Raw genomic sequence first — 24,914 nt, forward strand, 5'->3', positions numbered from 1 at the left:
GGTTGTGTAAGGTAAAGCCGAATCGATCTGTATCCCGTCCTGCTTCCTGCCGCCTGCCATTGCCTCACCGGTCAGGCCCGGGCCACACATGAGCGACCCGGATTCTGCCGGACGGCCGATGGCGGGCGTCCACGGGGCCGGGCGTCATGGCCGGCCCTCTCTCACGCTCAAGAAGCGGCACATGGCCTGGCGCGGAAGTCATCCGCGACGCCGTCTCCGCGGCTTCGGCCCGTGCCGCCCCGGCCTCATGCCAGCAGCTTTTTCCCCATCGCCTGGAGTTCCTCGAGAATGTGCGGCGGCGTCGTTCGATACGCACCGGCAACCGCTTCCGACTTGGTCAGGCCGATGCTCCGCCTCAGGTCGACCATCGACTCCGCCAGCTTCACCATCGCCGCCGGCCCGACGATCACGGGCACGCCCGTCCCTCGCACCTCGGTGTAGCCGGCCAGCGCAAGCAGCGCTCCGCCGGGATTGCACCCGCACAGCACGGTATCGGCGCCGTCCCGCACGCAGGCCTGCGCGGCTTCGTCGAACATCTCGATCCAGCGATCCGGCCTGCCGTTCGCGGCATCGACGATGGCGGGCCAGCACGACGGATCGAGCGCCCGCACCGGCTGATTCCGGATAGCCCGGTGTTCCCAACCATGCAGCCGGATGTGCGCTTCGAACGGCTCGATGAACGCGGGTGCGATCGTCACCCACGCAAACTTCTTGCCGACCAGCTGCGCCATCAGCATCGTCGATTCCGCACCGCCCAGCACCGGCATCCTGACCGCCTGCCGGCATTCCTGCGAATACGCATCGATGATGCAGACGCCGGCCAGCGCGGCATCGAAGCCCTCCTTCTCCGCATCGACGATCCTGTTCACCACCTGAACCTTCGTAACGGCGCGCGGGTAAAGCAGGTTATTCGCGAACGACCGCGGCGCGCCCTCCATGTAGCGCAACGTGATCTCGGTGTCGGGCCGCGCAATCTGCTGCGCGAACTTCAGCATCGCGCCATAGGTCTCGCGCACGCCGCCGAAGTCCGCGTCGTTCGAACGGTTCTCCGCCTGCCATACGATCCTGATTCCCATACGTGTCTCCTCCTTGGATCAACCTGCCGGGCGATCGGCGATCGCCCGGGCCTACAGATCGAGCACCAGCCGTGCCGATTTCGAACGGGAGCAGCACGGCATCAGTCGATCGTTGGCCGCCCGCTCCGCAGGCGTGAGGCATACGTCGCGATGGTCCGGCTCGCCGGCCAGTACGCGCGTCTCGCACGTCCGGCAGACGCCCTGCCCGCACGACGTCTCGATCTCGATTCCCGCTCTCGCGAGGGCCTGCACGATCGATTCGTCCTCCTCGACCACCACCACCTGCCCCGAACTCGGCACCTCGACTTCAAAGCGTTCACTGCCGGCCGCCGGGCGTTCGCCGGCCGCAAAGAACTCGTAGTGCAGTTGCGCTTCCGGCCAGCCGGCCGCGCGGGCGGCGCCCAGCACCGCGTCCATGAACCCGGCCGGCCCGCACACGTACAGATGAGTTCCCCGCTCGGGCCGTGCAAGCCGCGTGGCAACGTCGAATGTCGGGCTTTCCGGTTGATCGTCGAAATGGAACTGCACGTGCCGCGCATACGTTGCGCGGGAAATGCGATCGAGAAAGGCCGTGCGTGCGCGAGAACGCGCGCAGTAGTGCATCTCGAACGGCGCGTCGATTGCCGCCAGCCGCTCCGCCATGCAGAGAATCGGCGTCACGCCGATGCCGCCCGCCATCAACAGGCTGTGCGTCGCATCGTGCGCCAGCGGGAAATTGTTCTTCGGAACACTGATCGCCAGCTCGTCGCCGACCTGCACGCGATCATGCATGCCCGCCGATCCGCCGCGCGAGTTCGGGTCGCGCAGTATCGAGATCTGATAGCGATGCCCTTCTTCGGGCGCGTTGCACAGCGAATACTGTCGCGTCGGCCCGCCCGGTACCGCCACGTCGATATGCGAGCCGGCGGAAAATGCCGGCATCGGCCGGCCGGCCGTGCTGACCAGCTCGAAGCTGCAAATGCCGACGGCTTCCTCACGTTTCGCCGCCACGCGGACTTTCAGCCCGCCCACCCCACTCGTCATGCCTCCTCCTGGAACGGCGAGCGCGAGCACGCGCCCGTCCGGCGCGGCCGACGGCCCCGCCTTCCGGAGCGAACAGGCCCGCCCCTTCGCCATGTTTTTTCTTGCCCGATTGATGGCGCAATCGTTCAGCCGGCCGGCCGACGATGCGACGCCACGCGCTCGCCGGCCGCCCCGCCCCTCGCCCGATCCGTTGCCGTGCGCGAGATCGACGAGGCCGGCCGCTGCGCCCGTCAGCCGAGCGCGCCCTTCGCCGTCGGCGCCGCCGACCATTTGACGACCTGCTCGATCCCGTGCCGGCACAGGACTTCGCTCTCGTTGAAGTAGATGACCGGCTTCGCGCCGGACGACATGCCAACCTGCATGCTCTCGATGTTGCCCAGGTCCTCGAGCATCGAATCGGTGATATGGGACGTGAAATGTTCGAGCTGCAGGCGCTCGCGGACCGTCGTCGCCTTCTTGTAGTAGAAACGCGCCTCCCAGACGGTCGTCGACGCCGACGTCGGCCAGAACTCGTGCGTCCAGAACTGATTGGCCGAGATCTGCAGGTGCCAGTTCGGGAAGAACCAGTTGACGTCGCTCGCCCAGTGCTCGTGCTTCGTCGGGTTCACGCCCTTGTGCTCGACGACCGAGTTGACCTGCCCCGCCTTGCGGGTACCCGTCACCGAGTGGTCGGCCGAGAACAGCCATTGCGCGACTTTCGATTTCGCGAACGGCTGCGCGATCGGGTTGAGCCACCACGACATCGAGCGATGCGGGCCGTGAAGCCGGACGCTGATCGGCCTGCCGAACGGGTTCTGCTGCCCGATGTAGAACGGCGCCAGCGTCTTCGGGTGGATCGACGCCACGTGATAGGCCTCGCTGAAATTCTCGGCAACCGCCTTCCAGTTCGCGTTGAATTCACCGCGCAGCACGATCGGGTGATCGGGGTTCTGGTACTCGATGCCGGCCAGCGTGTCGGCAATCGGCCCGAGGAATTCCGCGAGACTGACTTCCGGTTGCGTCGCCAGGTTGATGAAGATCCAGCCTTCCCAGATCTCGAGTGCGACCGGTGTCAGCCCGCATTTCTTCCTGTCGAGGCCGAAGAACCCGGATTCGTCGGGCACGTGCGCCAGTTGCCCGGCATTGTCGTACCCCCAGCTGTGGTATCGGCACACGAAGCGCTTCGCATTGCCGGACGCGCGGTGTTCGACGATGTTCGCGCGGTGCGCGCAGACGTTGTGAAATGCGCGAATCCCGCCGTCCTCCGAGCGCGCGATGATGACCGATGCGTTGAGCACCGCAAGCGGCTTCACGAAGAAATCGCCCGGCTTCGGGATGCGCTCGACGCGCCCGACCATCAGCCACGCGCGACGAAAGATCCGCTCGCGCTCGACTTCGTACTGTGCGGCGTCGGTATAGAGCGATGTCGGCACGGCGCCCGTTTCCAGACCGACCGATTCGGTGAAACTTCCGTTGAAATCCATCGGATTATTCATTTGCAATCCTTCCTGTTTTTTGTGCAACGAGATTCCCGTCGGCGAAGGCCTGGAATCATCCGTGAGGCTGGAAGCCCGTCACGATCTGCAATGCATGCTCCGGCGGCGCGTGTTTGATACCGGGCGCCTGGTGCATCTCGACCGCAACGGATGCGTGGCACAGCGAAAGCAGCAATCGAAACAGGTTCCGGGCCGGCTCCGGCATGTCGTCCAGCGGGAACTGTTCCAGGTAGACTGTCGCTTCCTCTGCCCGCGCGAACATCGCGTCGTAGAACCTGACGATCTCGTCGTACGGCATCGCCGCGCGGCGTATCCATCGCTCGTGCGACGTCGGTGTGCTCCACGCGGCGAGGAACGGCTCAAGATCCTCGAAACCTTGCGGCAAATGGCCCGAATCGGGTGTTGCATCGTGATTCATCAAGCTCCTCCTCGTTCTGTCTTCGCTGAGTCAGGACTGATTGCAGTCCGACATCGATATGTCGACGCCGGCACTTCGAAATGGATTCCTAATTATTTAACGAGTTCATGACCCGTTCCGGCAGCACCGACAGGCGCCGGCGCTGTCGTCGAATCAGCGCGTCACCCGCCGATGTTTTCCTTGAAGACCGGGCTGACCGTGTCGAAACTCGTGAACTTCAGATAGGTTGTCTTCCATTCGCCGGCGATTCTCGCGAAGCGGAACGCATACGTCCCGGAGAGCAGCTGCAGCACGCCGTCGTCTGTTTGCCGGTAGTAGATCACGTCGGTTTTCGCCGTCGCGCGGTCGCCGTCGATATCGATCAGCGGATTGGTGATGTGGTGGTGGCATTTCGGCACTTCCCGCCACACCTTGTGGACGAGCTGCCGAATCCCGTCGATGCCGGTGGTCTGCCCGCGCGGCAGCTCGTACACGCCGTCGTCGGCCCAGATGCTCATGAAGGTGGCTTCGTCCTTCTTGTCGATTCCGTGGCAGTACTTCGACATCAACGTCCTGATCTCGTGGCCGTCGACGAGCCGGCCGATCTTCGCCTCGAGGCTCATATCCTTGCTTGCCAATACGCTGTCTCCTGATCTGTACTTTTGTGTGTTGCCCCGACTTCGGCACGCATGTCGAAGCCGGTCAGCCAGCGTCCGATTCCCGGCTGCCGCCGGCTTGCCTGATCGAACACACCATGATGTTATTTTTTGCGGGGCCCGCGGGCATTGCTCGATAGTCCGCTTCTGTTTTCCGATCGTACGAATTTCCGCGGCCTTCGCTCAGGAGCCGCGCCGGGTTTCTCGATGACGGCCGTGACTTGCCCGACGGCCTGCGCGCTGCGCGCCGCCTGACAGGTTGAGTGGGGAATTGCGCGGGCGGCACCCGCGGCGGCACCTGCACCCTACGGCTGCCGGCGATATTGCGTCGGCGAACAGCACATCGTTCGCTTGAATGCCGTGCAAAAGGCGCTTTCCGATTCGTAACCGAGGGAGAAGGCAATCGACGCGATGGTGTCGTCGCCGCTGCGCAGCCGATTCGCCGCCGTCAGCATGCGCCAGCGCGTCAGGTAATGGATCGTCGTGGCGCCCACCAGATCCTTGAAGCGCTGCGCGAAGATCGTCCGCGACAGTCCGGCGACGCGGGCCAGTTCCTCCAGCGTCCAGTGGTGTGCCGGATTCGAGTGAATCGCGCCGATGGCCGCACCGATGCGCCGGTCGGACAACGCCATGAACCATCCGTCCGATGCGCCGGGGGGCGACGTCTCCAGATGAAGCCGCAGCACCTGCACGAGCATCAGATGCATCAGGTGATTCGACACCAGTGCGCCGCCAGGCTGCGGATCGCGCAGCTCGGACGTCAGCTGGTCGAGCGACCAGCGCAGCACCTCCGCGTGACTGGACGTCCTCGGCGTGCTGATGAGCGGCGGCAGTGCATCGAACGGCATCGCGGCATGCCGGTCGGAAAACCCGAAGAACCCGCTGATCAGCAGGACTTCGCCGCCACCGTCATGAACCGCGATACCTTCGCGCGCGACCGCCTCCATCACCGCCGTCGAGTCTTGCGGCTCGAGCGCGAGGTCGGTGGACAGCACGATCCGGCGCCCGCGGTTCAGCAGGAAGCAGTCCCCCTTCTCGAAACGGATGGGCGCGTCCACGCCGTCGATGATCGCCCAGCAGCCGCCTTGCAGCACAGCAGCGAACTTGATGCCTTCGTATTCGGGAAAAGCGAACGACCACGCGCCCGCGGCATCGAGCCCGGCGTAGAACTGGCTGCCGGGCTTCAGCAGGGAAAGAATGTCCGATAGCGGGTCCATGGGGAATGCCGTCCGGCAGCATCGAGTCAGGTCATGCATCGCACGGCGAGGTCAATCCCGCGCCGGCCGGTGAAACGCGGGCCAGCGTTGCATCACGAGTTCCCGCGACGCACCGTACGCATAGCAACTGTCGATCTTGAGCGGCTTGCCGCCGGCATCGGTCGCATCCAGCAACGTTTGCGAGCGCAACGGATTGACGGCCTGAATGGCCGCCGTCGCGAGCGGGATCAGGATTTCCCGCAAATGCGTGCAGGTGTCGCCGGGCGGCAGGCGCTTGCGCACTTCGCCGCTCCAGCCCGCGCCGATCCGCAGCCCGACGAGTGCCTGCAACGATTCGCCGCCGCCCGGACACTCGCGATACGGATACGCTCGAATGAACGTGCCGACCTCCCGCACGATCATGTCGAGATCGAATACGATCCGCAAGCCGATATCGTGGATCGACTCGTTCGCCGGCACCACGCGCAGGCCGCTCGGCGGGGTGAAGTCCTGCGGCTTGCGGTCCGTGACCTGCCCTTCGATTTCGAACAGGCCGTCGCTGCGCCGGAACCCCTCGAACGAAATGTGCCTCGTATGGAGCGGCTCGCGGGTCACGCCCGGCGTCGATGCGGCGGTCGACTCGACGCTCATGCTTGCCTCCATTGCAGGCTGGTTTCGTACGACGCTCGTGCGAATGCCCGCGCCAGCGCACGGCTGCCCTGGGCGCCATCCCACAGCAACGCGGCCAGTTGCTTGCCGGCCGCCGATGCCGGGGCCCGCGACGCGAGCCCGTCGCCCTTCGCGAGAATCTGCTCGACGGTCAGTGGCCTTGCGGGTGTGCCGACGCTGTCGAGCACGATCGCCGAGCGTGTCGTGCCGTCCTCGAAGCGGATCGCGGCGCCGGTGGCGAATCGCGTCGGGTAATAACGGGTGAGCGATTCGCTGAATTCGAAGCGCACGCGCTCCGCGATACGGCGGATCTGCGGGTCGTCGAGAAACGCGTCGTCGTAGACGTCGTAGCGATACGCGCCGTAAGCGAGCGTCGCGCCCACGATGTACGGGCAGCTGTATTGCGCGGCCATCGTCGACGTGGGCCGCGCGAGCATGTGCTGATCGGCGATCAGTTGCGGGCCGCTGATGACGATCTCGCGAAGGCCGGCGGTCGGTACGCTGAAGTTGCCGGTCAGTTCGCCGAGCGCGTCGATGGTCGAATGGAACAGGCGGCAACACGCGTACGGCTTGAAGCTGATCTCGTGAATCTGCAGCCGCTCCGACGGCACGACCGCCTGCAGCGGACCACCGAACAACGCGGCCAGCCCGTAGACGCCTTCGACCGAGAGCCGCGGCGCCGTGACCGCATCCATCAACGCGAATGCCGCGGCCAGTACGCCGTTGCGGGCCGCAAAGCCCGCATGCACCCGCTTCACCTCCCCGCCGGATGCTTCCGCGGAGAACTGCATCGATCCGCTGGCCTGCGACAGCGCGTGCCCCCATGCGCGAATCAGTAGCGCATCGGTCACCGGTTCGCCGCGTTGAAAGGCGTGCAGCGCCGCGCACGCCGTGGCAGCGCCGAAGGCACCGAAAATCGCCGTGGGATGGAAACCGCGATGCACGGTTTCGAGGCCGCCCGCCGCGATACCGACCAGTGCCATCGCCTCGTAGCCCGCCGCCACCGCACGGAACAACTGTTCCTGCGACGCATCGGTGTCCGCCGCCACGGCCAGCGCCGCGGGAATGACGGCCGCGCCGGGATGGCTGAGCGTGGCGTTGTGAGTATCGTCGAGTTCGTAGCTGTGCGATGCCGTGCCATGCACCAATGCGGCAATGGAAGCCTCCGCCGTCCATTCGCAGCCCGGCACGGGGCTCGCCCCGGTGTTGGCGAAGCGGCGCGTCCACTCCGCGATCTGGCCGGTCCACGGCCGCGTCACGCCCCATTGCGACACGATGAAGTTGTCGAGGAAAAGCCGGCGCAACGCTTCGGTGTCGGCGTCGGTGAGGTGTCCGTTCGCAACGTGCGCGACATGCGCGGCGAGCGTTGCGGTGACATCGGTTGATTCGGGTGCCGACGCAACCGCGCCGCTCTCGAACTTCATTGCCTGTCTCCTGCCGTGACGTGCCGGTCGATCGATTCACACCGCGGCGTCGAGTGCGTTGCCCGATGCGCGAATGGATGATGGCGGCACGTCACGCAAATGTATTGTGGCCGGCGACGTGAAACGTCATGCCGGATCTGCAGCGAATTGCGCGTTGTCAGGATGATTCGTGCGTCGCGGCAAAGTCAATTCGAGCCACACGAGCATTCCGTACTTTGAAAACATGACCGCGGCGGTCCGGCGACACGACGCGACACGCGCGATGGATGGCGCCCTCGATCGATTCCGAGATCCGCACGCCGGTATTCATGCGCAAGATGCACGCGATACCGATTTGTACGATCTAGCAATAAATGCGGACGCAGCAGCATGCCCGGTTCGGCACCCTTCACTTACGATCCAATGCGGCGCGATTTTCCGACGACGCGGCAGCCGCTCCGGAATCCTGTCGACGGATTCGCGATCGAGATCGGACAGAGATCAAAGCTACGTATTCAGGCATGACGTTCGGCACGAACGATCGCCGGAACAGGGCGAGCACATCGCGCCCGCCGACTGCTTCGCATACGCGCCAACGCAAAAAAACACCAGGAGACATCATGCAGATAACGTTGACCGGCAAGGTTGCCGTCGTGACCGGCGCGGCACAGGGCATCGGCCGTGCCATTGCGAAGCAGCTCGCGGCGTGCGGTGCCGACGTGGTCGTGAACGACATCGACGAGCAGCGGATCGCGGCGGCCGTCTCGGCCATCAAGACCGAGATTCCCGCTGCAAAGGTGCGCGGCGCGGCTGCCGATCTTTCAACCGCCGCCGGCTGCGACCGGCTCGTCACGCAAGTGCCGGACTGCGACATCCTCGTCAACAACGCGGCCATTTTCGAAACCGCCGATTTCTTCGACATTCCGGACGCCGCCTGGCAACGGTATTTCGACGTCAACCTGATGTCCGGGATCCGCCTGTCGCGCGCTTACCTGCCCGCAATGGGCAAGCGCGACTGGGGCCGCGTCGTGTTCATCAGTTCCGAGTGCGGGATCAGCACGCCGCCCGACATGCTGCACTACACGATGACCAAGACCGCGCTGCTCGGCATCTCGCGCGGCCTCGCGAAACGCATGGCCGGCACCGGCGTCACCGTGAACGCGGTGCTGCCGGGGCCGACGTTGAGCGAAGGGGTGAAGACCTTCCTGGAGGCGGAGATCCGCCGCACCGGCAAGACCATCGAGGAACAGGGCGCGGAGCTGGTCAACGCGCTGCGCCCGTCGTCGATCACGCGGCGCTTCCAGTCGGTCGATGAAGTGGCCAACCTCGTGCTCTACACCTGCTCTCCGCTCGCGTCGGCCACCACCGGTGCGGCGCTGCGCGCGGATGGCGGCGTGGCCGACACGCCCATCTGAGCACGCAACCGCGCTGCGGCGCTCGACACCGGTCGCGATACACGGACGTCTATCGAGCAACCGCGGCGCAACGCATCGACGCTGCGACAGCGGCCAGCGGCACCACCGGGGACCGGATCGCGCGTTCGGCCCGAGCCGGTACATCGCAGCAGGTGTTCCCGAACGACGTACGACTTATCCGGAGTATCGAATGTTGAATGAATCGCTCGCCACGACAGATCATGCGCCGCTCAGGCGCCATGAGCATCTGTACATCGACGGTGCGTGGGTCGAGCCGATCGACGGCGAACTGGCCGAGAGCATCGATCCGGCTACCGGCCGGCCCTGGGCCATCGCGCCGATGGGCGGCCCCCGGGACATCGATCGGGCGGTCGAAGCGGCACGCGCCGCGTTCCACGGCACCTGGCGCAGCACGCCGGGGCATGTCCGCGCGGCGCTGCTGCGTCGCCTGGCGGAGTTGTTCAGCGCCGCGATCCCCGAGCTCGCGGTCATCGAATCGCGCGATAACGGCAATCTCGTGCGCGAGCATCGCGCGAGCCTCACGGCACAGGTGCAGTGGTACCAGTGGTTCGCGTCGCTCGCGGACAAGGCGCAAGGTGCGACCATCCCGATCGACGACAGTGTCCATGCGTATACGACGCGAGTCCCGATCGGCGTCGTCGGCGCGATCATTCCGTGGAATGCCCCGCTGCTCGCCACCTGTCTCAAGGTCGGTGCGGCGCTCGCGGCCGGTTGCACCGTCGTCGTGAAGCCCGCCGAGCAGACCCCCGTGTCGGCGCTGGAGCTCGCACGGCTGGTTCACGAAGCGGGCTTTCCGCCCGGCGTGTTCAACGTCGTACCCGGCTACGGGCGCACCGCCGGCGCGCACCTGGTCAAGCATCCCGACGTCAACAAGATCTCGTTCACGGGTGCCAGCCAGACCGCGAAGCACATGGTACGCGACGGTGCCGACAACCTGAAGCGTTTCACGTTCGAACTCGGCGGCAAGGCGCCGCATATCCTCTTCGCGGATGCCGATCTCGACAACGCGATCAACGCCGCCACCGCATCGGCCTGGCGGCTCACCGGACAGAGCTGCGCACTCGGCTCGCGCGTGCTCGTCGAGCGGCCGATCTACGATCGCGTCGTCGACGCGTTTCGAACCCGCGCGAAGGCGGTGCGCGTCGGCATGCCGTCGATCGACTCGAATCACATGGGCCCGCAGTCGCATGAAACGCAGTTGAACAAGACGCTGTCCTACGTCGAAGCCGGCAAGCAGGACGGCGCCGAGCTGATCGCCGGCGGCCGGCGCATCGCGACGCCGGAGTTGGCCGCCGGCTATTTCGTCGAGCCGACGGTGTTTGCGGGCGTCACCAACCAGATGCGGATCGCACGCGACGAAATCTTCGGGCCCGTTGCCGCGCTGATTCCGTTCGACGGCGAGGACGAGGCCATTGCGATCGCGAACGATACGCCGTACGGGCTGACTGCCGGCCTCTGGACGCGCGATGTCGGACGCGCGCATCGCGTGTCGAACCGCATCGACGCCGGCATGGTCTGGGTCAACACTTACTCGTTCCTGCGCTGGTCGACGCCCTACGGCGGTTTCAAGGCCAGCGGCTGGGGACGTGAAAACGGCATCGATGCGCTTGACCCGTACCTGGAAACGCGGACCACCGTGATCAGCACGACGGGGCAGTTTCCGAACCTGTACGCGGATTGAGCGGGTCATGCGATGAAGGCACACCCCGCCGCCAAGCGGCCGGGGTCATCGCCGCAGGCTTGTGTGCCGTATCGCGGATAACCGGCACGCAGACAAGCCTGCATGACAGGCGCATGCGTTATCGACAAGACCAATCAGCACGGCGCGGACAGCCCCGCCGGTCATCGGCAGCGCAAATCCCGCGCACCCTGCGACTGCGCGACGCACATACCCACGCCATCACCACGCGGCAAACACGTCCTGCGCGATCCCGAAGCCCGTGCTCATCCCGGCGCCGCTCGTCACGACGACGACGCGCGTGCCGTCGTCCGGCGCCTCGATCACGCAATCGGCATCGGCTGCCGACGGATAGCTGCCGGTCCAGCGTTCGACGATGTCCAGTTCCGGCACATCGAGCGTCTCGTGCAGCAGGCGCAGGATCTGCGCATCGATCTCCTGCGTCGCGAACGGCAGCGGCGCGGCACCGTATTCGTGCGAATCGCCCACCACGAGGCTGCCGTCGGCGCTCTGCACCGCGATCAGGTGGATGCCGTAAGCGAGACTCACGGGCTCCTCCGCGTTCAGGCGCGTGCGCAACGCACCGGCCGCGGGCAGCGCCGCGAAACCCGCGTAACGCAGCAGGCTCAGGTCGCTCATCACCGCGGCGCGCAGCGCCAGCGGGCGGCGCGGCCGTACGCGCAGCATCTGCAACTGGCACAGCCGGACTGCGTGCCGCGCGAACCAGTCACCGTACAGGTGACGGCTGTCCGCATTGCCGCAGACGATCACGCGCTCCGCATGCAGTACGCCGCGCGACGTCCGTACGGACGGCGTGCGCACCTCGTGCACCATCTCGCCATAGCGGAACCGCACGCCGAAGCGTTCCGCCAGCCACGACGCCAGCAACCCGATCGCGGTACGCGGCTCGATGCGCAGTTCATGCGGGCTGTGCAGCACGCCTTGCGCGCCGTCCAGCCGCAACTCCGGCGCCGCGGCCGCCGCTTCGCCGGGTGTCATGACCCGGCAGCCGTCGGCCATGGCGGTCTGCATGAAGGCGTCGATCAGATGCATCGCCTCGGGGCGACGCGCAATCAGGTGCAGGCCCTCGTGCAGCACGTCGATGCCGGCTTGCGGCGCGACGTCCGCCCAGACCTCGCGGCTCGCCCGCGCACGCCGCCAGCTGTGTTCGGCGTGCTGCCCGGTGACGGTGACGAAGCCGAAATTGCGGATCGACGCGCCCACGCAGGCGGCATCGCGCTCGATCACGCAGACGCGCAGCCCCTTGAGTGCCGCCGTATACGCATGTGCGAGGCCGACGATTCCAGCGCCTACGACGATCACGTCATAAGCATCTGCCGCTGCGGTGGCGTTCACGATTGCACGTTCCTTCTGTCGAGATGATGCACGCCGCCGCTCCGGCAGCCGTGCGCATGGGGTGCCGCTCGCTGCGTCGCATGAACGGATCCCCGGGACCCGGGCAAGCGGGCCGGCTCGCACCGTTCATGCCCGGAACCGTCGCCCGATACCGCACTATCCCGGCGCGAGATGACATCCGCATGAAAAGCCACAAAACAGCATGAATTGGCATATTTTGCCATCTCGGCATGCGAGAACGGCACGCTTCGCCCGGGCGGCACACCGCGTTCGCACGCGCCGCCTCCCCGCCGCTTACTCGAACCGGCAGGCCGCGCGCGGCAGCGCCGAGAGCGTGTCGCTCGACAGTTTCAGAATGCCGTCGAAATTGGCCTGGTTGTCCGCCGGACAGAAATCCGCGAGCTTCATGCCGTCCGGGCGCGTGTACTCGACATTGAACACGGCCTTGTTCAGTGCGATGAAGCTCGCGTAGCCGTCGCACTCGTGGAACCTGTTGCATTGTTCGTTGAGCGCCCAGTCGGCCACTTTCGCCATCGCGGTCGCGATGCCCGAGCCGTTCTTGAGGCCCATCGACATCCCGCGATCGTGCGCGGCGGCGATCAGCGCCGTGTTGTAGCGCAGTTGATCGTCGCGCGTCAGCGGAAAGCCCGTTTCCTGGCGATAGCTGTCGTCGAGGTCCGGCTCGATGCCGTCGCAGCCCTTTTTCTTCGCCTGGTCGAGACGCGCCAGCATCAGCGGCATCAGGATCGCGGTCTGGCGAATGTCCAGCCAGCGTTCGTGATCCTCGTAGCCTTCCACCGGGTTGCCGAGCACGCTGTCGGGAAACTTGCCGGCGTCTCCTCGGGTATCTTCGCGTCCGCCCACCTCCATGTAGCAGACGACATAGATGCCCTTCGCCTTCAGGCGCTGGATCGTGCCGGCATCGGTCAGCTCCATGTCGACGTCGAACATCTTGCGGGGGTTGTTCACGCCGTCCAGCACCGTCTCGTTGATCCGGTTGCCGTCGATCTGCCATTGCCAGCTCGTGCCGGGCACGAGCGGTTTCCACGCGGCGGCTTGCGACGCGCGCGCCGAGGCCGCCGCGACGGAGGTGCCGGGCACGGACGAATCCGAGTCGCCTCCGCACGCGGCAAGCAGCAGCATCAGCACGAATGAAGCGAACGATCTGGCGGACATGGCGAATCCTTTGCCTGTTGGGCGGCTTGTCAGGATGCGAGGAAGCGAGGAAGCGAGGAAGACACGTGCAGCGGGAGGCGGGCGATGTATCTGCCGATGCTGCAGCGGTGCGGGAATGCGCGAGGCACGTCCGGATGGTAGGCGGGAACACCACGCCCATCTGTTCCGATTTGTCGATTTTTGTCGGCACGGCGGCCACGATCCTGCAGATCGGCTCGCATTCGAGCGGCAGTTGCCGTTCAAGGCATGCACTCGGCAATGCCTCCGGTTGCCGGTCGCGGAAGCCGGAGACCATGCGAAACTGCGTCGCGATGATACGGGCGACCCGCATGGTCTCCACCCTGCCCGGCTTCGTTCAATTGCCGGGCGCCAGGGCGTTGGCAAACCGGTTCGTATAACCGAGCGTACCGACACCGCCGATCGAATTGCACGTCGACGAGGCGGCGCCCGGCGGACAATCGACGTCACGGTCGAACGACCAGAAGTGGACACCCACGAGACCATTCTGTTTCACGAACTGCGCAACGGTGTCTGCATCCGCCGGTGTAAAGGTTTCGCCGGCCACGTCGTTGCCGCCGATCATCGGCGTCAGCTCGATCTGGCTGTACGGTACACCCCAGTGATCGTGCAGGTTCATCGCCGCCTGGATCGCCGACTGTCCCATCTGGCAGGTGCCGTTCGCGACCACGCAGTTCCCCGCCCCGGCCGACCCGTAGTCCATCGTCATCAGGTCGATGGTGTAGTTCTTCAGGCCGTACGTCTGAATCGCCTGCATGACCCAGTCGCCATACACGTTGAAGCTGTCGGGGGCGCTGGCGCCCCAGGAGCTGGCCGTGGTCGCGCCCTGCTGGGAAGGAGCCAGTGTCGCCAGCGTAAAGCTGAAGCGCAGGCCGGGATAATTCTGCTGGGCAACTGCCACGCGCTGGACGAGATCGTTGATCACCTGTTGTGTCTGCCCGCCCTCGATATCGAAATCGATCCCGATCAGGTTGTTCGATGCATAACGATTGATGAAGGCCGTCATGCCGGCATCGGTCCCGCACGTGAACATGCCGGCCGCGCCGCCGGTGGAAATCACGTAATTCACATTGGCCGCGGTGAAAAGCGGCACGTTGGCGGCCGCCATCGCGCCGCCGTCGACGCCCGCCCAGTTCTCGCTGCCGCATTCACCGGTCGCAAACGCGAGCGTCAGCGTACGTACACCGGTTGGCAGCACCGACAGCACCGGGCTCATCTGCCCCGTGACGTTCGACGAGATGACGTTCGTGTTCCAGTTCATCGAAATCGTCGCGTCCTTGTACGGGCTATAAACGAATGCCGGCGCCGTGCCGGTGGCCGTCCCGCCCGCCGCGGCAGCGCCGGTGCCGAAAGACGACCATGCCAACAGAAGCGCCAGCGCGCCTCTCAAGGTCGATCGCCGCATCATTCCGGATTGGTTCTTCTTCATTTTCATGCCCTCAATTCCGATCTGGTTCATGGTTTCCCCTTTCGATTGACAAAGCTCCGCCCAGGTCGAATTCAAAAGAAATCAACCTTACAAATTGTCACTTGAAGACAAACTTCGATATTGATTATGTTTTTATATCAACAACGGAAAACACCACGACTTCAGTCGATGCTGGTGAAGCCCGAGAGGGTGCGCCCGCCGCACGGTGGCGGATACCGGTATTTCGACGGCCGTTGTAGTGATGTTTCAGTCCGGCATCCGCGCTTCGATTTGTTATACTACATAATCATCCGGCATCAACCCTGGAATCGACTATTTCAATCAATGTCGAAACCCGAAATACTCATGCAATTGCATTGCGATATTGAAATTGTCGCCATTCGATAATTCAAACGGATATCTCGCAGCCATCTGGATTATTGTTCAAGGTGACGAAATTCAGGCGCTGCGATCGTGCTTCATTTTATTGGCGACCGACCCGCCATGACGTCGTGGTTGCCGTTCTCATCCTTGATGCATCCACCGAAACCGGAGGCAGATCATGACCGTCAATGTCGCCGCCCAAGAGTCGGCCCGCACCGCCCAACTGGTCACCCGGATGTACGCGAGGTTATTGCTGGTCGGCTTCGCGCTGGTGCCTGCGTACCTGATCGCCTACCTGTACGTCTTCCAGGATCCATCGCTGAAATTCGAGAACCACGCCTTTCACGAACTGGCGATCGCGATCGCCACGCTCGAGGGCGCGTTCGTCACCTATGTCTGCTGGCGCTGCTATCGCCTGTCGGGTGAACCGTTGCTGCGCTGGCTCACGCTGGGCTTTCTGGGCTTTTCCCTCATCTATGCGCTGCATGGCTTGTTCACCGGCATGGCGCATCACAATATCTGGCTGTTCCTGCTGTACGGGCCGGCGTCGCGCCTGGCCATGTCGATCCTGATCCTTGTCGGGCAGCTCACCTACAGTCACAAGGCAGACAGCGCGGCAACCCGCGCCGATCCCCGCACCTGGTTACCCTGGCTCGCCCTGTTCGGGCTCGTCGACGCCGCGGTCGCCGTGATCGCCTTCTCGCCGGTGGCCGGCAACCCGTGGGTACGCCTGTCGATGGAGGGCGGCGCACTGCTGCTCTCGATCGTGAACGTCGTTGCGCTGGTCGTGCGCCGCATCCGCTCGCCGCTGATGACGATCTACGGCATTTCGGTGACGTCGTTCGCGCTCTCCTCGCTCGCCTTCATCCTCGGGCGGCCGTGGAATCACATGTGGTGGCTGGCGCATGCAATTTTCGCGGCCGGCTTCTTCCTGCTCAGTTTCGGCGTGGTGCAGGCCTTTCATACGACCCGTTCGTTTTCGAAGATCTACAGCCAGGCAGAACTGTTTGCCCGGTTGAGGGAAGCGATGGCGAGGACGGAGCGCGCCCTGCAGGCACTTCAACGGACCAACGAAAAGCTCGAGCACCTGGCGGCCACGGACCCGCTCACGGGCGCGACCAACCGGCGGCAATTCATCGAAAGCGTGGAAGCGGAAATCAACCGGGCCAAGCGCAATGGCGCGCCGTTCTCGTTGCTCGCGCTCGATCTCGACCACTTCAAGGCGATCAACGACAGTTACGGGCATCAGGCCGGCGATCAGGTGTTGCAACGCTTCGTCGACAAATGCGCCGATGCGATCCGGCCGTACGATGGCGTCGCGCGGGTGGGCGGGGAGGAATTCATGGTGCTGCTTCCGCAAGCCGCGCTGGACACCGCCCAGTCGATCGGCGAGCGCATCCGCGCGGCGGTCGCGGGCGCGCCGTTCGAAGCAGGCATCGGCGCACCGATCAAGGTCACCGTGAGTGTCGGCGCCTCCGAATTCGGCAGGGACGGCGAGACGATCGACGCGATCCTGCGCAAGGCGGACGAACGCCTGTACCGCGCGAAGCATCTCGGTCGCAACCAGGTGGTCGCCGGGTAGCCGGCTGCCGTGTCAGTGCCGTCCGCCGCGCCGCCGGCGGGCGTTCTTCAATTCATGACGCCCCGGCCATCGCCGGGCGCGTCATGTCGCAGCAGTATCAGAACGGGCTGCGTGTCGTATCGCCATTGGTGAACGTCGCGTCGACGACCTGATAGAACGCCATCGCCGTATCCGCGACTTCCCAGACCGCAAGGATGACGTGGTAGCCGCTACGCACCGGCAGCCGGCATTGGTGAATGGTCGGCTGCTGCGGCACCAGGTTCGCGTTCGGGTCCCAGTATGGCTGGCCGGGATTCTGGATCGTGCAGAACGGCGTGGGCTCGAACTGCGCGCGCGTCAGCTTTTCCGACGGGTTCCAGTCGGCGCGTGTAATGAAGTAGTTCCAGCGACGCGTCTTGTGGACCGCGCTGAATTCCCATTTGAAATTCTGCAATGCGCCCGGACGTAACGGGATCTTCTGCCAGCGGCTCGGCGACTGCTCGTTCAGCACGGGCAGCGGGCCATTCGTGCTGGCGCCGGCGATTTCACCGTCCGCTGGCGGTGCGGCATTCTTCGCGTCGGCCGGCGCGAACGGATCGGACAGGCCGCTTTGCGTCGCAGGGAAGAACTTGCCGTTCTCCATCGCGTTCGCGTGCCAGGCGTCGACCGGGCAGTTCGGATTCTGGCCTTGCGTGCACAGCACGATGCGCGAAGGCGGTTCGGTCAAACGACCGTGCGCGTGAGCACCGGCCGCCGCGACCAGCAGTGCCACGCCGGCCAACGAGCATGGCATCACGGAAGCAACGTATCTGCGGATGATCTTTTTCATGAGCCCTCATGACATTGATGTCGGAACGGAGATGCGCACTTCGAGCCTCCCGCAAGATCCCTGGCAGGGATTCCTGCCGACACGTCGTCGCGCACACTGATCGGCAAAAGCGGCGGTCAAATGAAACCGTGGCGGGCGATGATTGATCGCCACGCTTCCTGACAAATCACTTTCACCGAACCGAACCTTATCCGCAAAAATCGGAAAAATAAACGTCCCGCATTGATAGTTTTTTAATTTTAATCAAATTCGCGAATCATTTTCCATTTCAACCCGATTTTGACTCGACTTAAATTGCGGCATTGAATAAACCGCCAATTCATTTAAAACACCGTTAGCGATCGTTCGGCAGGCGGTTTTGCGTTTCGGGGCTCGTTTTCGAATATTGCGACGGGGCGTGGACGGATTGCAGAGAACCTGGGCGAACCACCCCGCCAGCCGTCACTTCAGGCGCGGCATTTCTCTCGCCAGGCCTCATCATTCCGTTCGTGTGCCGAACGCTTCCGGATTTTCATCTGATCCGCCGAGCGTGATGCCCGACAGATTCACCGCTGGCCCTGAGCGTCTTCGCTAACGAATTCTTCAGGCAGCCAATCCCGTCGACGAAGCAACCGTGAGATCCTGGTTGAACCGGGTCATGCAGTTCAGGTCAAGTGCGCGTATCTGCTCGGTCATGAAATCGACGAAGGTGCGAATGCGCGTCGGAAGATGTTGCCGGCTGAGATAGCAGATATAGTGGCCGCGATCTTCCGGCACATGCTTCGCCAGCGCGACGACCAGCTCGTTCGAGGCGAGATGGTCGCGAATCTGATAGCCCGCCATCTGTGCAATACCCGCCCCATTCAGAACCGCCTGCAATACCAGATCGGCGTCATTGAACGTGAGGCGTGAGGCCGGCAGGTACTTTTGTACTCGGCCATCGACGTTGAATTCCCATTCGAAGATGCGGCCGCTCGCAAAACGGAAGTTGATGCACGCGTGCCGGTCGAGCTCCTCCAGGCTCTGCGGGAGCCCGTGCCTCGCCACGTAAGACGGTGCCGCGCAAAGCGCCATCTGCATTGGAATCAGTTGCCGCGCAATGATGCTGGAGTCCTCGATGCGGCCATTGCGAAACGCCACGTCGATCCGTTCCGACACCAGGTCGATCGGCCGGTCGTCGAGCAGCAGATCGAAGACGATGTCGGGGTATGCCTGTGCAAACGTTTCCAGCAACGGCGCAACGATTTTCCGGCCGAATCCCACCGCCGAGCTGATCCGGATCAGGCCGCGCGGCGGCCCCTGCCGCAGTTCCAGCATGTCGTTCATGGCCTCGACGATCTGCGCGACGCCCTGGTGGCAGTTCTCGAAGAATCGCTGGCCTTCGCACGTCAGTTCGGTCATGCGCGTGGTCCGCTGGAACAGCCGCGTACTCAACTGCGCCTCGAGCTTCTGGACGTTCCGGCTCACGGCAGGCCGGCCGACGCCGAGAAGCTCGGCGGCCTTGGTAAAACTGCCCTCGCTCGCCACCGCGACGAACGCAAGGATGCCCGCGTAGCTCGCACCGAAGCTCGCCGAGAGTGCATCGGCACGACCGGCCAGGTCGCGACGAACACCGTGCTCCGCTGTATCCGATTGATTCATTTCCGCTTCCCCAGACATGTCGCTCGCTCCGGTTGCCCGTCGCCGGCCTGCGCCGGCGAACCGCTGCACGTGCGAACGCGACTCAGCTTCGTGCGAGCCACTGGTCGAGACCGATACGGCCGAGCCGCGCGTCGCCGAGCGGCACCAGCGATTTCTCCTCGACGCGGCCGCCGTAGTAACGGGCGTCGCGATCGGTCACGACCGTACGCGTATCGCCGACCGACTTCAGATACCGCGCGACGATCTCCGCGAACGGCGCGCGGTCCGGGCCCGCGATCTCGACCGTGCCGTTCTGCGGCCCGGCGAGCGCGACCTGCGCGACGAGTGCCGACACGTCTTCCGCGGCGATCGGCTGAAACAGGCCGTCGCCGATGCGGACCGTGCCGTCTTGCGTGCCGAAATCCGCGATGCCGCCGATGAATTCCATGAACTGCGTCGCACGCACGATCGTGTACGGCACGCCGGCTGCTTCGATCGCCTGTTCCTGCGCGACCTTGGCCAGGAAATAGCCGTTCTCCGGCATCCGGTCGCAGCCGACGATCGACAGCGCGACGTGATGGCGCACGCCCGCGGCCACTTCGGCCTTGCCGAGATTGCGTGCCGACGTGCGGAAGAAGTCCAGTACCGCCTGCGGTTCCCACGACGGCGCATTCGCCACGTCCACGACGACGTCCGCGCCCGTCAATGCGTCGGTCAGGCCTTCGCCCGTGATGGTATTGACGCCGGTGCGCGGCGACGCGGCCAGCGCCTGGTGGCCGGCTTCGCCGAGCAGCGTGACGACACGCGAGCCGATGAGGCCCGAACCACCGATGACAACGATCTTCATCGCAAAATCTCCTGACGATTGGGTGTGACGGGAATGCGAGGCCGACGTGAAGGGTACCGGATCCGATGGAGGCAGCGATGGCCGTCGCATCACGTGGCGCAATTGTGGAAGAATCATGTCCTATCCATAAGTGCCAAGAATCGTCGATCGGACTGGTCCATGCCCTGTCCGCTCTCCGTGACCCACGAGACCGTGATGCCTGAGCAAACGCCCCCACTGACCATCGAGATCGACCGGCAGCAACAGTTGCCGATCTATCTGCAGATTTGCGAGCGGTTCAGAACCGCGATCGCCGCGGGCCATCTGCGTCCCGGCGACCGCGTGCCCGCATTGCGCGGCCTCGCGACGCAACTGAACACGGCGCGCGGCACCGTCGAACAGGCTTACACGATCCTGGTCGACGAGGGATACCTGCAAATGCGCGGCGCGGCAGGCACGTTCGTATCGCCGTCCCTGCCGAAATCGGTGACGCGGCCGATGCCCGCACGTGCCGACGCACCGGCACGGCACGCCGAACAGGCGGATCCGCATCGGGCGTCGGCCGCACCGGGCGACAACCCGCCGCCGCTGCGTCCACAGCCGATCGCCGTCGCGCTGAGCGGCGAGCCGCGCCCGCTGCAACCGGGCCTCCCTGCGCTCGATGCGTTTCCACGCAAGGTCTGGCACCGGCTCGTGTCGCTGCGCGCGCGCAGCAGCGAACGCGCACTGCTGGGCTACCCGAATCCGGCCGGCTACCGGCCCCTGCGCGAACACATCGCGACCTATCTGGCGCTGTCGCGCGGCGTGACCTGCATGCCGGAACAGGTATTCATCACCGGCGGCTACCGCGCCACGCTGGAACTCGTGCTGCGCAGCCTCGCACGTCCGAACGACCGCGTGTGGTTCGAGGATCCCGGTTATCTGCTCGCGCGCAGTTTCCTGTCCGAGACCGGCGTGCAACTCGTTCCGGTGCCGGTGGACACCGAAGGGATCGACGTCGAGCGCGGCATGCAGCTGGACCCGCAGGCACGCTTCGCGATGGTGACGCCGTCGCACCAGAGCCCGCTCGGGCATACGCTGTCGCTGTCCCGCCGCATTGCGCTGCTGGATTGGGCCGCCAAGACGTCCGGGTGGATCGTCGAGGACGACTACGACAGCGAGTTTCGTTATCTCGGCCGCCCGCTGCCCGCGTTGAAGAGTCTCGACCGGCGGGATCACGTGATCTATTGCAGCACCTTCAGCAAGGCGATGTACCCCGGCTTGCGGCTCGCCTACGCGGTCGTGCCGGAGCGCGCGGTGGAGCGTGTCGAACGCGTCGCATGCAGCATGAATGCCGGATCGCCGACGCTCCTGCAGGCGGCCCTGGCCGACTTCATCGAACAGGGGCACTTTGCCCGGCATTTGAAGCGGATGCGCGCGCTGTACTTTGAGCGCCGCACGCTGATCGTGCACGCGTTGCGGCAGGCGTTCGGCGAGCGGCTGATCGTCGAATTGCCGGTGGGCGGTATCCAGTTCGCGGTGCAGTTCACCGACGGGCCCGACGGACCGGTCGACGACGTCGCCGTCGCCGCACGCGCACGCGACGCGGGCCTCGCGGTCCTGCCGCTGTCGATCTGGTACGCGAACAGCCACACGCAGCAAACGCCGCGCGGCCTCGTCATCGGGTTCGCGAACATCGCCGACGCGGACGAAGCGCAACGTCACGCACGAACGTTGCGCGCCTGCCTGGGCCGCTGACGCACGGCTCGCGCCGGCCGGGTGTCGCGTCACGATCCCGATTGGTGTCCGACGGGAAACATTGAATCGCCCCGGGCGGCCATACCGTCGCCATCTGCGCGCCTCTAGCATGGAAGCGTCTTGCTCCGTAGAGCCACCACGGATCGGGCTGCACCGGAGGATCGCCGCGTTCCGCATGCGATCGTTCGCGCCGCCCGTCCTTGAAGACGAAATCCACCCCGGGCCGCGCAACCCCATTCGCCACACGCTTCGACACATGCATGACCGGGAATCGAAGCGGCGCCGCATTCGAGCACGCATCATGAACGCCCCTAAGCTCCAGGCCCCTCCGCTCTCCCTTCTCGACCGGTATCGGGGCCACGCGTTTCAGCCGCTCCACACGGCGCGCGTCACCGTGTCCGGCGGCGAAACAGGCCACGGCCGTGCATCGGGCATCGTGCGATCCGACGACGGGTGTCTGATCCTCGATCTGCGGTTGCCCACCGAACTTGGCGGCCCGGGCGGCGGCACCAATCCCGAACAGCTTTTTGCAGCCGGCTATGCCGCGTGTTTTCACGGTGCCCTGAGCCTGCTCGCGCAACGCGAGAACATCGACATCCGGCAAGCGACCGTGGCGGCCGAAGTGTCGTTCGGCCGAGATCCCGTCGATGGCGGATATGCGCTGATTGCCAACGTCACCGTCCGCATGCCGGGTGTGGAGCGAGACGTCGCGGAACGTCTTGTGCGCGACACGGAGCGCCTGTGCCCTTATACGAAGATGGCCCGGCAAGGAATCTGCAGTGTCGTCGTCGTGTCGGCGTGACGCAACGTCAACGGTGTGCCGACGCACCGACGCATCCGCCGGGCGATTGGTGCCGAAGCGGCAACAGAGTGCGCACGCTCCCGGCACTACTGACCTGTGAGGCCCGCGCTTACGATGATCGCCAGGCAGGTCCCGCAATGAATCGGCATGTGCCGGGCCAGCGGCACTGCTTCCACCGATCAGGAGAACGGATCATGACGCAACGTATCAACTACTTCCAGCAATCGCCGGAGCTGACCAAGAAGCTCGTCGAACTCGACGGGCTGTTTCAGAAGACGACGATCGAGATGCCGATCCGCGAGCTCGTCGAGATTCGCGCATCGCAACTCAACGGCTGCGCGTTCTGCGTCGACATGCACACCAAGATGGCGAAAATCCACGGCGAGCGCGAGCTGCGCCTGCATCACGTCGCGATCTGGCGCGAGTCGACGCTGTTCTCGCCGCGCTCGAATGGACCGAAGCACTGACGCATCTCCCGACGCATGGCGTGCCCGACGATCTCTACGAACGCGTGCGGGCCCACTATGCCGAGAAGGAGCTGTCGGATCTCACCTTCCTCGTGGGCGCCATCAACTGCTGGAACCGGCTGAACGTCGCCTTCCGCATCGTGCCCGGCTCGTTCGACAAGATGTTCGGGCTCGACAAGGCCAACCTGGAGTAACGACATGAAACGCATCATGCTGGCGCTTGCCCCGCTCGCGCTGTCGCTCCTGATTCCCGTTCAACCGGCGGCCGCCGCACCGCAGGCGACGGTGACGCAGTTGACCACGGAGCCGTTGCCCGAGTATCCGGGCAAGGAAGTGGAGATGATCGCCGTGAACTATCCGCCCGGCGCCGTCGATCCCGTGCATCGCCACGATGCACACGCATTCGTCTACGTGCTCGACGGCAGCATCGTGATGGGCCTGAACGGCGGGAAAACGGTCACGCTCCATGCCGGCGACACGTTTCATGAAGGACCGGACGACGTGCACACTGTCGGACGAAACGCCAGCAGCACGAAGCCGGCGAAATTCATCGTGGTTCTGATCAAGAACAAGGGCGCGCCGGTCCTGACACCGGTGAAGTAGCGCGATCGCTACCGGGGCCCGGCAACGCCGGGCCGCCACGCAGGCATCCTGACGGCTAGCATGGGGCGCCGCCAGGCGGAGCGCTATCGGGCCTGCACGCCCCGTGTTCCGGTCACCGTTGGCCCGCACGATCGACGAACAACCGCGCCGGGCGCACTGACGTCACCGCACGCGCGAGGCAAGCCCGCGCGTGTCGCCGAGGGCTACAGCATCGCCTGACTGACGAGCGCGTACTGTCCGCAGACGGGGTCGGCCGGCCCTTCGTGCGCCGAAGCCGGCGCGTTGCGCACCATCTTCGAACACGTATCGACCCGCGCCAAACCCTGCTCGGCCAGCCAGTCCGGCAAACCGGTCCCGTCCGGCACGTCGATGCGGGCGAATTCGCCTTCCCGTTGCGTCAGCCAATGGCTGACGAGCGCCTTCGCATACGCGTCGTCGCTCGCGCGCGGCGCCGCCACCGGGCCGATCACGTACCCGCGGCCAAAGCGCCGCAGCACCGAGAACCCGACCACCTCGCCGTCGCGTTCGAGCACGACGCTTTCACCACGCTGGAACAGCGCCGACATCAACTCATCGCGCTGGAGACCGGAAGCACGCGCGTCCAGCTCGACGAGGCGCGGCCAGTCGGCCGGCGATCCGGCCCGCAGCCGCACGCCATCGGGCAGGACCACGTTGGCCGGCCGCACCACGTTCCCCTGATACTGGCTCAGCGATCCGCACACGTTGAAGCCCAGCTTCTCGTACAGCGGCCGGCCGGCCGGCGTCGCATGCAGAAACGTGATGCGCGTCCCCAGCTCGTCGATGAGCATCTCCATCAGCTTGCGGCCGATGCCTCGGCCCTGATGCGCGTCGGAGACGATCACATGCCCGATCGCGGCGCGATCCACACCGTACTTCCAGCACATCGCCGTGCCGATGACCACGCCGTTTTCCTCTGCCGCGAACGCGGTCGACGTGTCGGCGGAAAACTGCCAGTCTTCCGCCCTGAACGGCCAGCGGAGCGCGATGGAAAGGGCATGGGCCGCGGGGACGTCCGCCGCGGTGAAGCGCCGGTAGCGAAGCGCCGGCAACGTGTCGGAATCGTTCATCTCGTTTTCCCGTTTCATCAAGCAATCCTCATAAAGGTGTCGTCGTGCGCC

21 protein-coding genes and 1 pseudogene are annotated in these 24,914 nt (G+C 65.0%); 7 read left to right on the forward strand and 15 right to left on the reverse strand.

The genetic code is table 11. From position 1 onward, the window contains the following. Positions 1 to 245: 245 nt before the first annotated feature. The 8 genes from BCO18175_RS32350 to BCO18175_RS32385 all read right to left on the reverse strand — a co-directional run bounded on the left by BCO18175_RS32350 (position 246) and on the right by BCO18175_RS32385 (position 7,916). Positions 246 to 1,076: an aspartate/glutamate racemase family protein gene (locus BCO18175_RS32350; protein WP_174986965.1), complete on the reverse strand. Its 831-nt coding sequence runs from the start codon at positions 1,074 to 1,076 to the stop codon at positions 246 to 248. Positions 1,077 to 1,127: 51 nt separating this feature from the next. After that, positions 1,128 to 2,099: a PDR/VanB family oxidoreductase gene (locus tag BCO18175_RS32355; RefSeq protein ID WP_174986967.1), complete on the reverse strand. Its 972-nt coding sequence runs from the start codon at positions 2,097 to 2,099 to the stop codon at positions 1,128 to 1,130. A 230-nt stretch (positions 2,100 to 2,329) separates the two neighbouring features. After that, entirely contained in the window at positions 2,330 to 3,574 is a 1,245-nt protein-coding gene (locus BCO18175_RS32360) for an aromatic ring-hydroxylating oxygenase subunit alpha (protein ID WP_174986969.1), read from the reverse strand. Positions 3,575 to 3,629: 55 nt separating this feature from the next. Continuing rightward, positions 3,630 to 3,992, reverse strand: coding sequence for a hypothetical protein (locus BCO18175_RS32365; RefSeq protein WP_174986971.1), 363 nt, complete (start codon positions 3,990 to 3,992; stop codon positions 3,630 to 3,632). Between the two features lie 161 nt (positions 3,993 to 4,153). Next, positions 4,154 to 4,609, reverse strand: a complete 456-nt coding sequence (locus tag BCO18175_RS32370) for a nuclear transport factor 2 family protein (protein ID WP_174986972.1) — start codon at positions 4,607 to 4,609, stop codon at positions 4,154 to 4,156. 323 nt (positions 4,610 to 4,932) lie between these two features. After that, a complete protein-coding gene (locus BCO18175_RS32375; RefSeq protein WP_174986974.1) occupies positions 4,933 to 5,844 on the reverse strand; it encodes an AraC family transcriptional regulator in 912 nt (303 codons plus the stop codon). 51 nt (positions 5,845 to 5,895) lie between these two features. Next, on the reverse strand, positions 5,896 to 6,474 hold the full coding sequence (locus tag BCO18175_RS32380) for a DUF2889 domain-containing protein (RefSeq protein ID WP_254608211.1): 579 nt from the start codon (positions 6,472 to 6,474) through the stop codon (positions 5,896 to 5,898). Further along, the gene (locus BCO18175_RS32385) at positions 6,471 to 7,916 is read right to left on the reverse strand and encodes an MmgE/PrpD family protein (protein WP_174986978.1); all 1,446 of its coding nucleotides are present in this window, start codon (positions 7,914 to 7,916) and stop codon (positions 6,471 to 6,473) included. The genes BCO18175_RS32380 and BCO18175_RS32385 overlap by 4 nt, the downstream gene beginning before the upstream one ends. A 599-nt stretch (positions 7,917 to 8,515) precedes the next feature. On the opposite strand from BCO18175_RS32385, the gene BCO18175_RS32390 reads away from it, so the two are divergent. Further along, positions 8,516 to 9,310: an SDR family NAD(P)-dependent oxidoreductase gene (locus BCO18175_RS32390; protein ID WP_174986980.1), complete on the forward strand. Its 795-nt coding sequence runs from the start codon at positions 8,516 to 8,518 to the stop codon at positions 9,308 to 9,310. A gap of 190 nt (positions 9,311 to 9,500) precedes the next feature. After that, entirely contained in the window at positions 9,501 to 11,012 is a 1,512-nt protein-coding gene (locus tag BCO18175_RS32395; protein ID WP_174986982.1) for an aldehyde dehydrogenase, read from the forward strand. Between the two features lie 219 nt (positions 11,013 to 11,231). Here the strand turns inward: BCO18175_RS32395 and BCO18175_RS32400 are convergent, their stop codons facing one another. From BCO18175_RS32400 to BCO18175_RS32410, 3 genes are all read right to left on the reverse strand, one after another. Continuing rightward, positions 11,232 to 12,368 carry a TIGR03364 family FAD-dependent oxidoreductase gene (locus BCO18175_RS32400; RefSeq protein ID WP_438820521.1) on the reverse strand — a complete coding sequence of 379 codons (1,137 nt, stop codon included), beginning with the start codon at positions 12,366 to 12,368 and terminating at the stop codon, positions 11,232 to 11,234. A gap of 291 nt (positions 12,369 to 12,659) precedes the next feature. Continuing rightward, positions 12,660 to 13,541 (reverse strand): endo alpha-1,4 polygalactosaminidase, encoded by an 882-nt coding sequence (locus BCO18175_RS32405; RefSeq protein ID WP_174986986.1) that lies wholly within the window; start codon positions 13,539 to 13,541, stop codon positions 12,660 to 12,662. A gap of 355 nt (positions 13,542 to 13,896) precedes the next feature. Then, positions 13,897 to 15,018, reverse strand: a complete 1,122-nt coding sequence (locus BCO18175_RS32410) for a chitinase (RefSeq protein WP_254608212.1) — start codon at positions 15,016 to 15,018, stop codon at positions 13,897 to 13,899. Between the two features lie 511 nt (positions 15,019 to 15,529). Between BCO18175_RS32410 and BCO18175_RS32415 the strand changes: the two genes are divergently transcribed. Beyond that, positions 15,530 to 16,933 carry a diguanylate cyclase gene (locus BCO18175_RS32415; RefSeq protein ID WP_174986988.1) on the forward strand — a complete coding sequence of 468 codons (1,404 nt, stop codon included), beginning with the start codon at positions 15,530 to 15,532 and terminating at the stop codon, positions 16,931 to 16,933. A gap of 97 nt (positions 16,934 to 17,030) precedes the next feature. On the opposite strand, the gene BCO18175_RS32420 is transcribed toward BCO18175_RS32415, so the two are convergent. From BCO18175_RS32420 to BCO18175_RS32430, 3 genes are all read right to left on the reverse strand, one after another. After that, on the reverse strand, positions 17,031 to 17,705 hold the full coding sequence (locus BCO18175_RS32420; protein WP_174968798.1) for a lytic polysaccharide monooxygenase: 675 nt from the start codon (positions 17,703 to 17,705) through the stop codon (positions 17,031 to 17,033). Positions 17,706 to 18,323: 618 nt separating this feature from the next. After that, entirely contained in the window at positions 18,324 to 19,361 is a 1,038-nt protein-coding gene (locus BCO18175_RS32425) for a LysR family transcriptional regulator (RefSeq protein ID WP_174987206.1), read from the reverse strand. 82 nt (positions 19,362 to 19,443) lie between these two features. Further along, positions 19,444 to 20,187: an SDR family oxidoreductase gene (locus BCO18175_RS32430; protein WP_174986989.1), complete on the reverse strand. Its 744-nt coding sequence runs from the start codon at positions 20,185 to 20,187 to the stop codon at positions 19,444 to 19,446. A gap of 195 nt (positions 20,188 to 20,382) precedes the next feature. Between BCO18175_RS32430 and BCO18175_RS32435 the strand changes: the two genes are divergently transcribed. From BCO18175_RS32435 to BCO18175_RS32450, 4 genes and pseudogenes are all read left to right on the forward strand, one after another. Beyond that, on the forward strand, positions 20,383 to 21,903 hold the full coding sequence (locus BCO18175_RS32435; RefSeq protein WP_174986991.1) for a PLP-dependent aminotransferase family protein: 1,521 nt from the start codon (positions 20,383 to 20,385) through the stop codon (positions 21,901 to 21,903). Positions 21,904 to 22,204: 301 nt separating this feature from the next. Continuing rightward, positions 22,205 to 22,705: an Ohr family peroxiredoxin gene (locus BCO18175_RS32440; protein WP_174987208.1), complete on the forward strand. Its 501-nt coding sequence runs from the start codon at positions 22,205 to 22,207 to the stop codon at positions 22,703 to 22,705. A 194-nt stretch (positions 22,706 to 22,899) separates the two neighbouring features. Continuing rightward, positions 22,900 to 23,366: pseudogene (locus BCO18175_RS32445) on the forward strand (carboxymuconolactone decarboxylase family protein). 4 nt (positions 23,367 to 23,370) lie between these two features. Beyond that, complete coding sequence (locus BCO18175_RS32450) at positions 23,371 to 23,775, forward strand: cupin domain-containing protein (protein ID WP_174986993.1); 405 nt, start codon at positions 23,371 to 23,373, stop codon at positions 23,773 to 23,775. Positions 23,776 to 23,978: 203 nt separating this feature from the next. On the opposite strand, the gene BCO18175_RS32455 is transcribed toward BCO18175_RS32450, so the two are convergent. Further along, positions 23,979 to 24,881, reverse strand: a complete 903-nt coding sequence (locus BCO18175_RS32455; RefSeq protein ID WP_174986995.1) for a GNAT family N-acetyltransferase — start codon at positions 24,879 to 24,881, stop codon at positions 23,979 to 23,981. Between the last annotated feature and the right edge of the window lie 33 nt (positions 24,882 to 24,914).

The sequence above is a fragment of the Burkholderia lata genome (genome assembly GCF_902499335.1).
GTDB lineage: Bacteria > Pseudomonadota > Gammaproteobacteria > Burkholderiales > Burkholderiaceae > Burkholderia > Burkholderia lata_B.

Bases quoted from the DNA above. Each gene is read 5' to 3' on its own strand.
- BCO18175_RS32410 (WP_254608212.1), bottom strand. From the start codon at position 15,018: ATGAACCAGATCGGAATTGAGGGCATGAAAATGAAGAAGAACCAATCC.
- BCO18175_RS32375 (WP_174986974.1), bottom strand. From the start codon at position 5,844: ATGGACCCGCTATCGGACATTCTTTCCCTGCTGAAGCCCGGCAGCCAG.
- BCO18175_RS32365 (WP_174986971.1), bottom strand. From the start codon at position 3,992: ATGAATCACGATGCAACACCCGATTCGGGCCATTTGCCGCAAGGTTTC.
- BCO18175_RS32390 (WP_174986980.1), top strand. From the start codon at position 8,516: ATGCAGATAACGTTGACCGGCAAGGTTGCCGTCGTGACCGGCGCGGCA.
- BCO18175_RS32415 (WP_174986988.1), top strand. From the start codon at position 15,530: ATGACCGTCAATGTCGCCGCCCAAGAGTCGGCCCGCACCGCCCAACTG.
- BCO18175_RS32440 (WP_174987208.1), top strand. From the start codon at position 22,205: ATGAACGCCCCTAAGCTCCAGGCCCCTCCGCTCTCCCTTCTCGACCGG.
- BCO18175_RS32380 (WP_254608211.1), bottom strand. From the start codon at position 6,474: ATGAGCGTCGAGTCGACCGCCGCATCGACGCCGGGCGTGACCCGCGAG.
- BCO18175_RS32360 (WP_174986969.1), bottom strand. From the start codon at position 3,574: ATGAATAATCCGATGGATTTCAACGGAAGTTTCACCGAATCGGTCGGT.
- BCO18175_RS32385 (WP_174986978.1), bottom strand. From the start codon at position 7,916: ATGAAGTTCGAGAGCGGCGCGGTTGCGTCGGCACCCGAATCAACCGAT.
- BCO18175_RS32435 (WP_174986991.1), top strand. From the start codon at position 20,383: ATGCCTGAGCAAACGCCCCCACTGACCATCGAGATCGACCGGCAGCAA.
- BCO18175_RS32350 (WP_174986965.1), bottom strand. From the start codon at position 1,076: ATGGGAATCAGGATCGTATGGCAGGCGGAGAACCGTTCGAACGACGCG.
- BCO18175_RS32355 (WP_174986967.1), bottom strand. From the start codon at position 2,099: ATGACGAGTGGGGTGGGCGGGCTGAAAGTCCGCGTGGCGGCGAAACGT.
- BCO18175_RS32450 (WP_174986993.1), top strand. From the start codon at position 23,371: ATGAAACGCATCATGCTGGCGCTTGCCCCGCTCGCGCTGTCGCTCCTG.
- BCO18175_RS32405 (WP_174986986.1), bottom strand. From the start codon at position 13,541: ATGTCCGCCAGATCGTTCGCTTCATTCGTGCTGATGCTGCTGCTTGCC.
- BCO18175_RS32425 (WP_174987206.1), bottom strand. From the start codon at position 19,361: ATGAATCAATCGGATACAGCGGAGCACGGTGTTCGTCGCGACCTGGCC.
- BCO18175_RS32455 (WP_174986995.1), bottom strand. From the start codon at position 24,881: ATGAAACGGGAAAACGAGATGAACGATTCCGACACGTTGCCGGCGCTT.
- BCO18175_RS32395 (WP_174986982.1), top strand. From the start codon at position 9,501: ATGTTGAATGAATCGCTCGCCACGACAGATCATGCGCCGCTCAGGCGC.
- BCO18175_RS32430 (WP_174986989.1), bottom strand. From the start codon at position 20,187: ATGAAGATCGTTGTCATCGGTGGTTCGGGCCTCATCGGCTCGCGTGTC.
- BCO18175_RS32420 (WP_174968798.1), bottom strand. From the start codon at position 17,705: ATGCCATGCTCGTTGGCCGGCGTGGCACTGCTGGTCGCGGCGGCCGGT.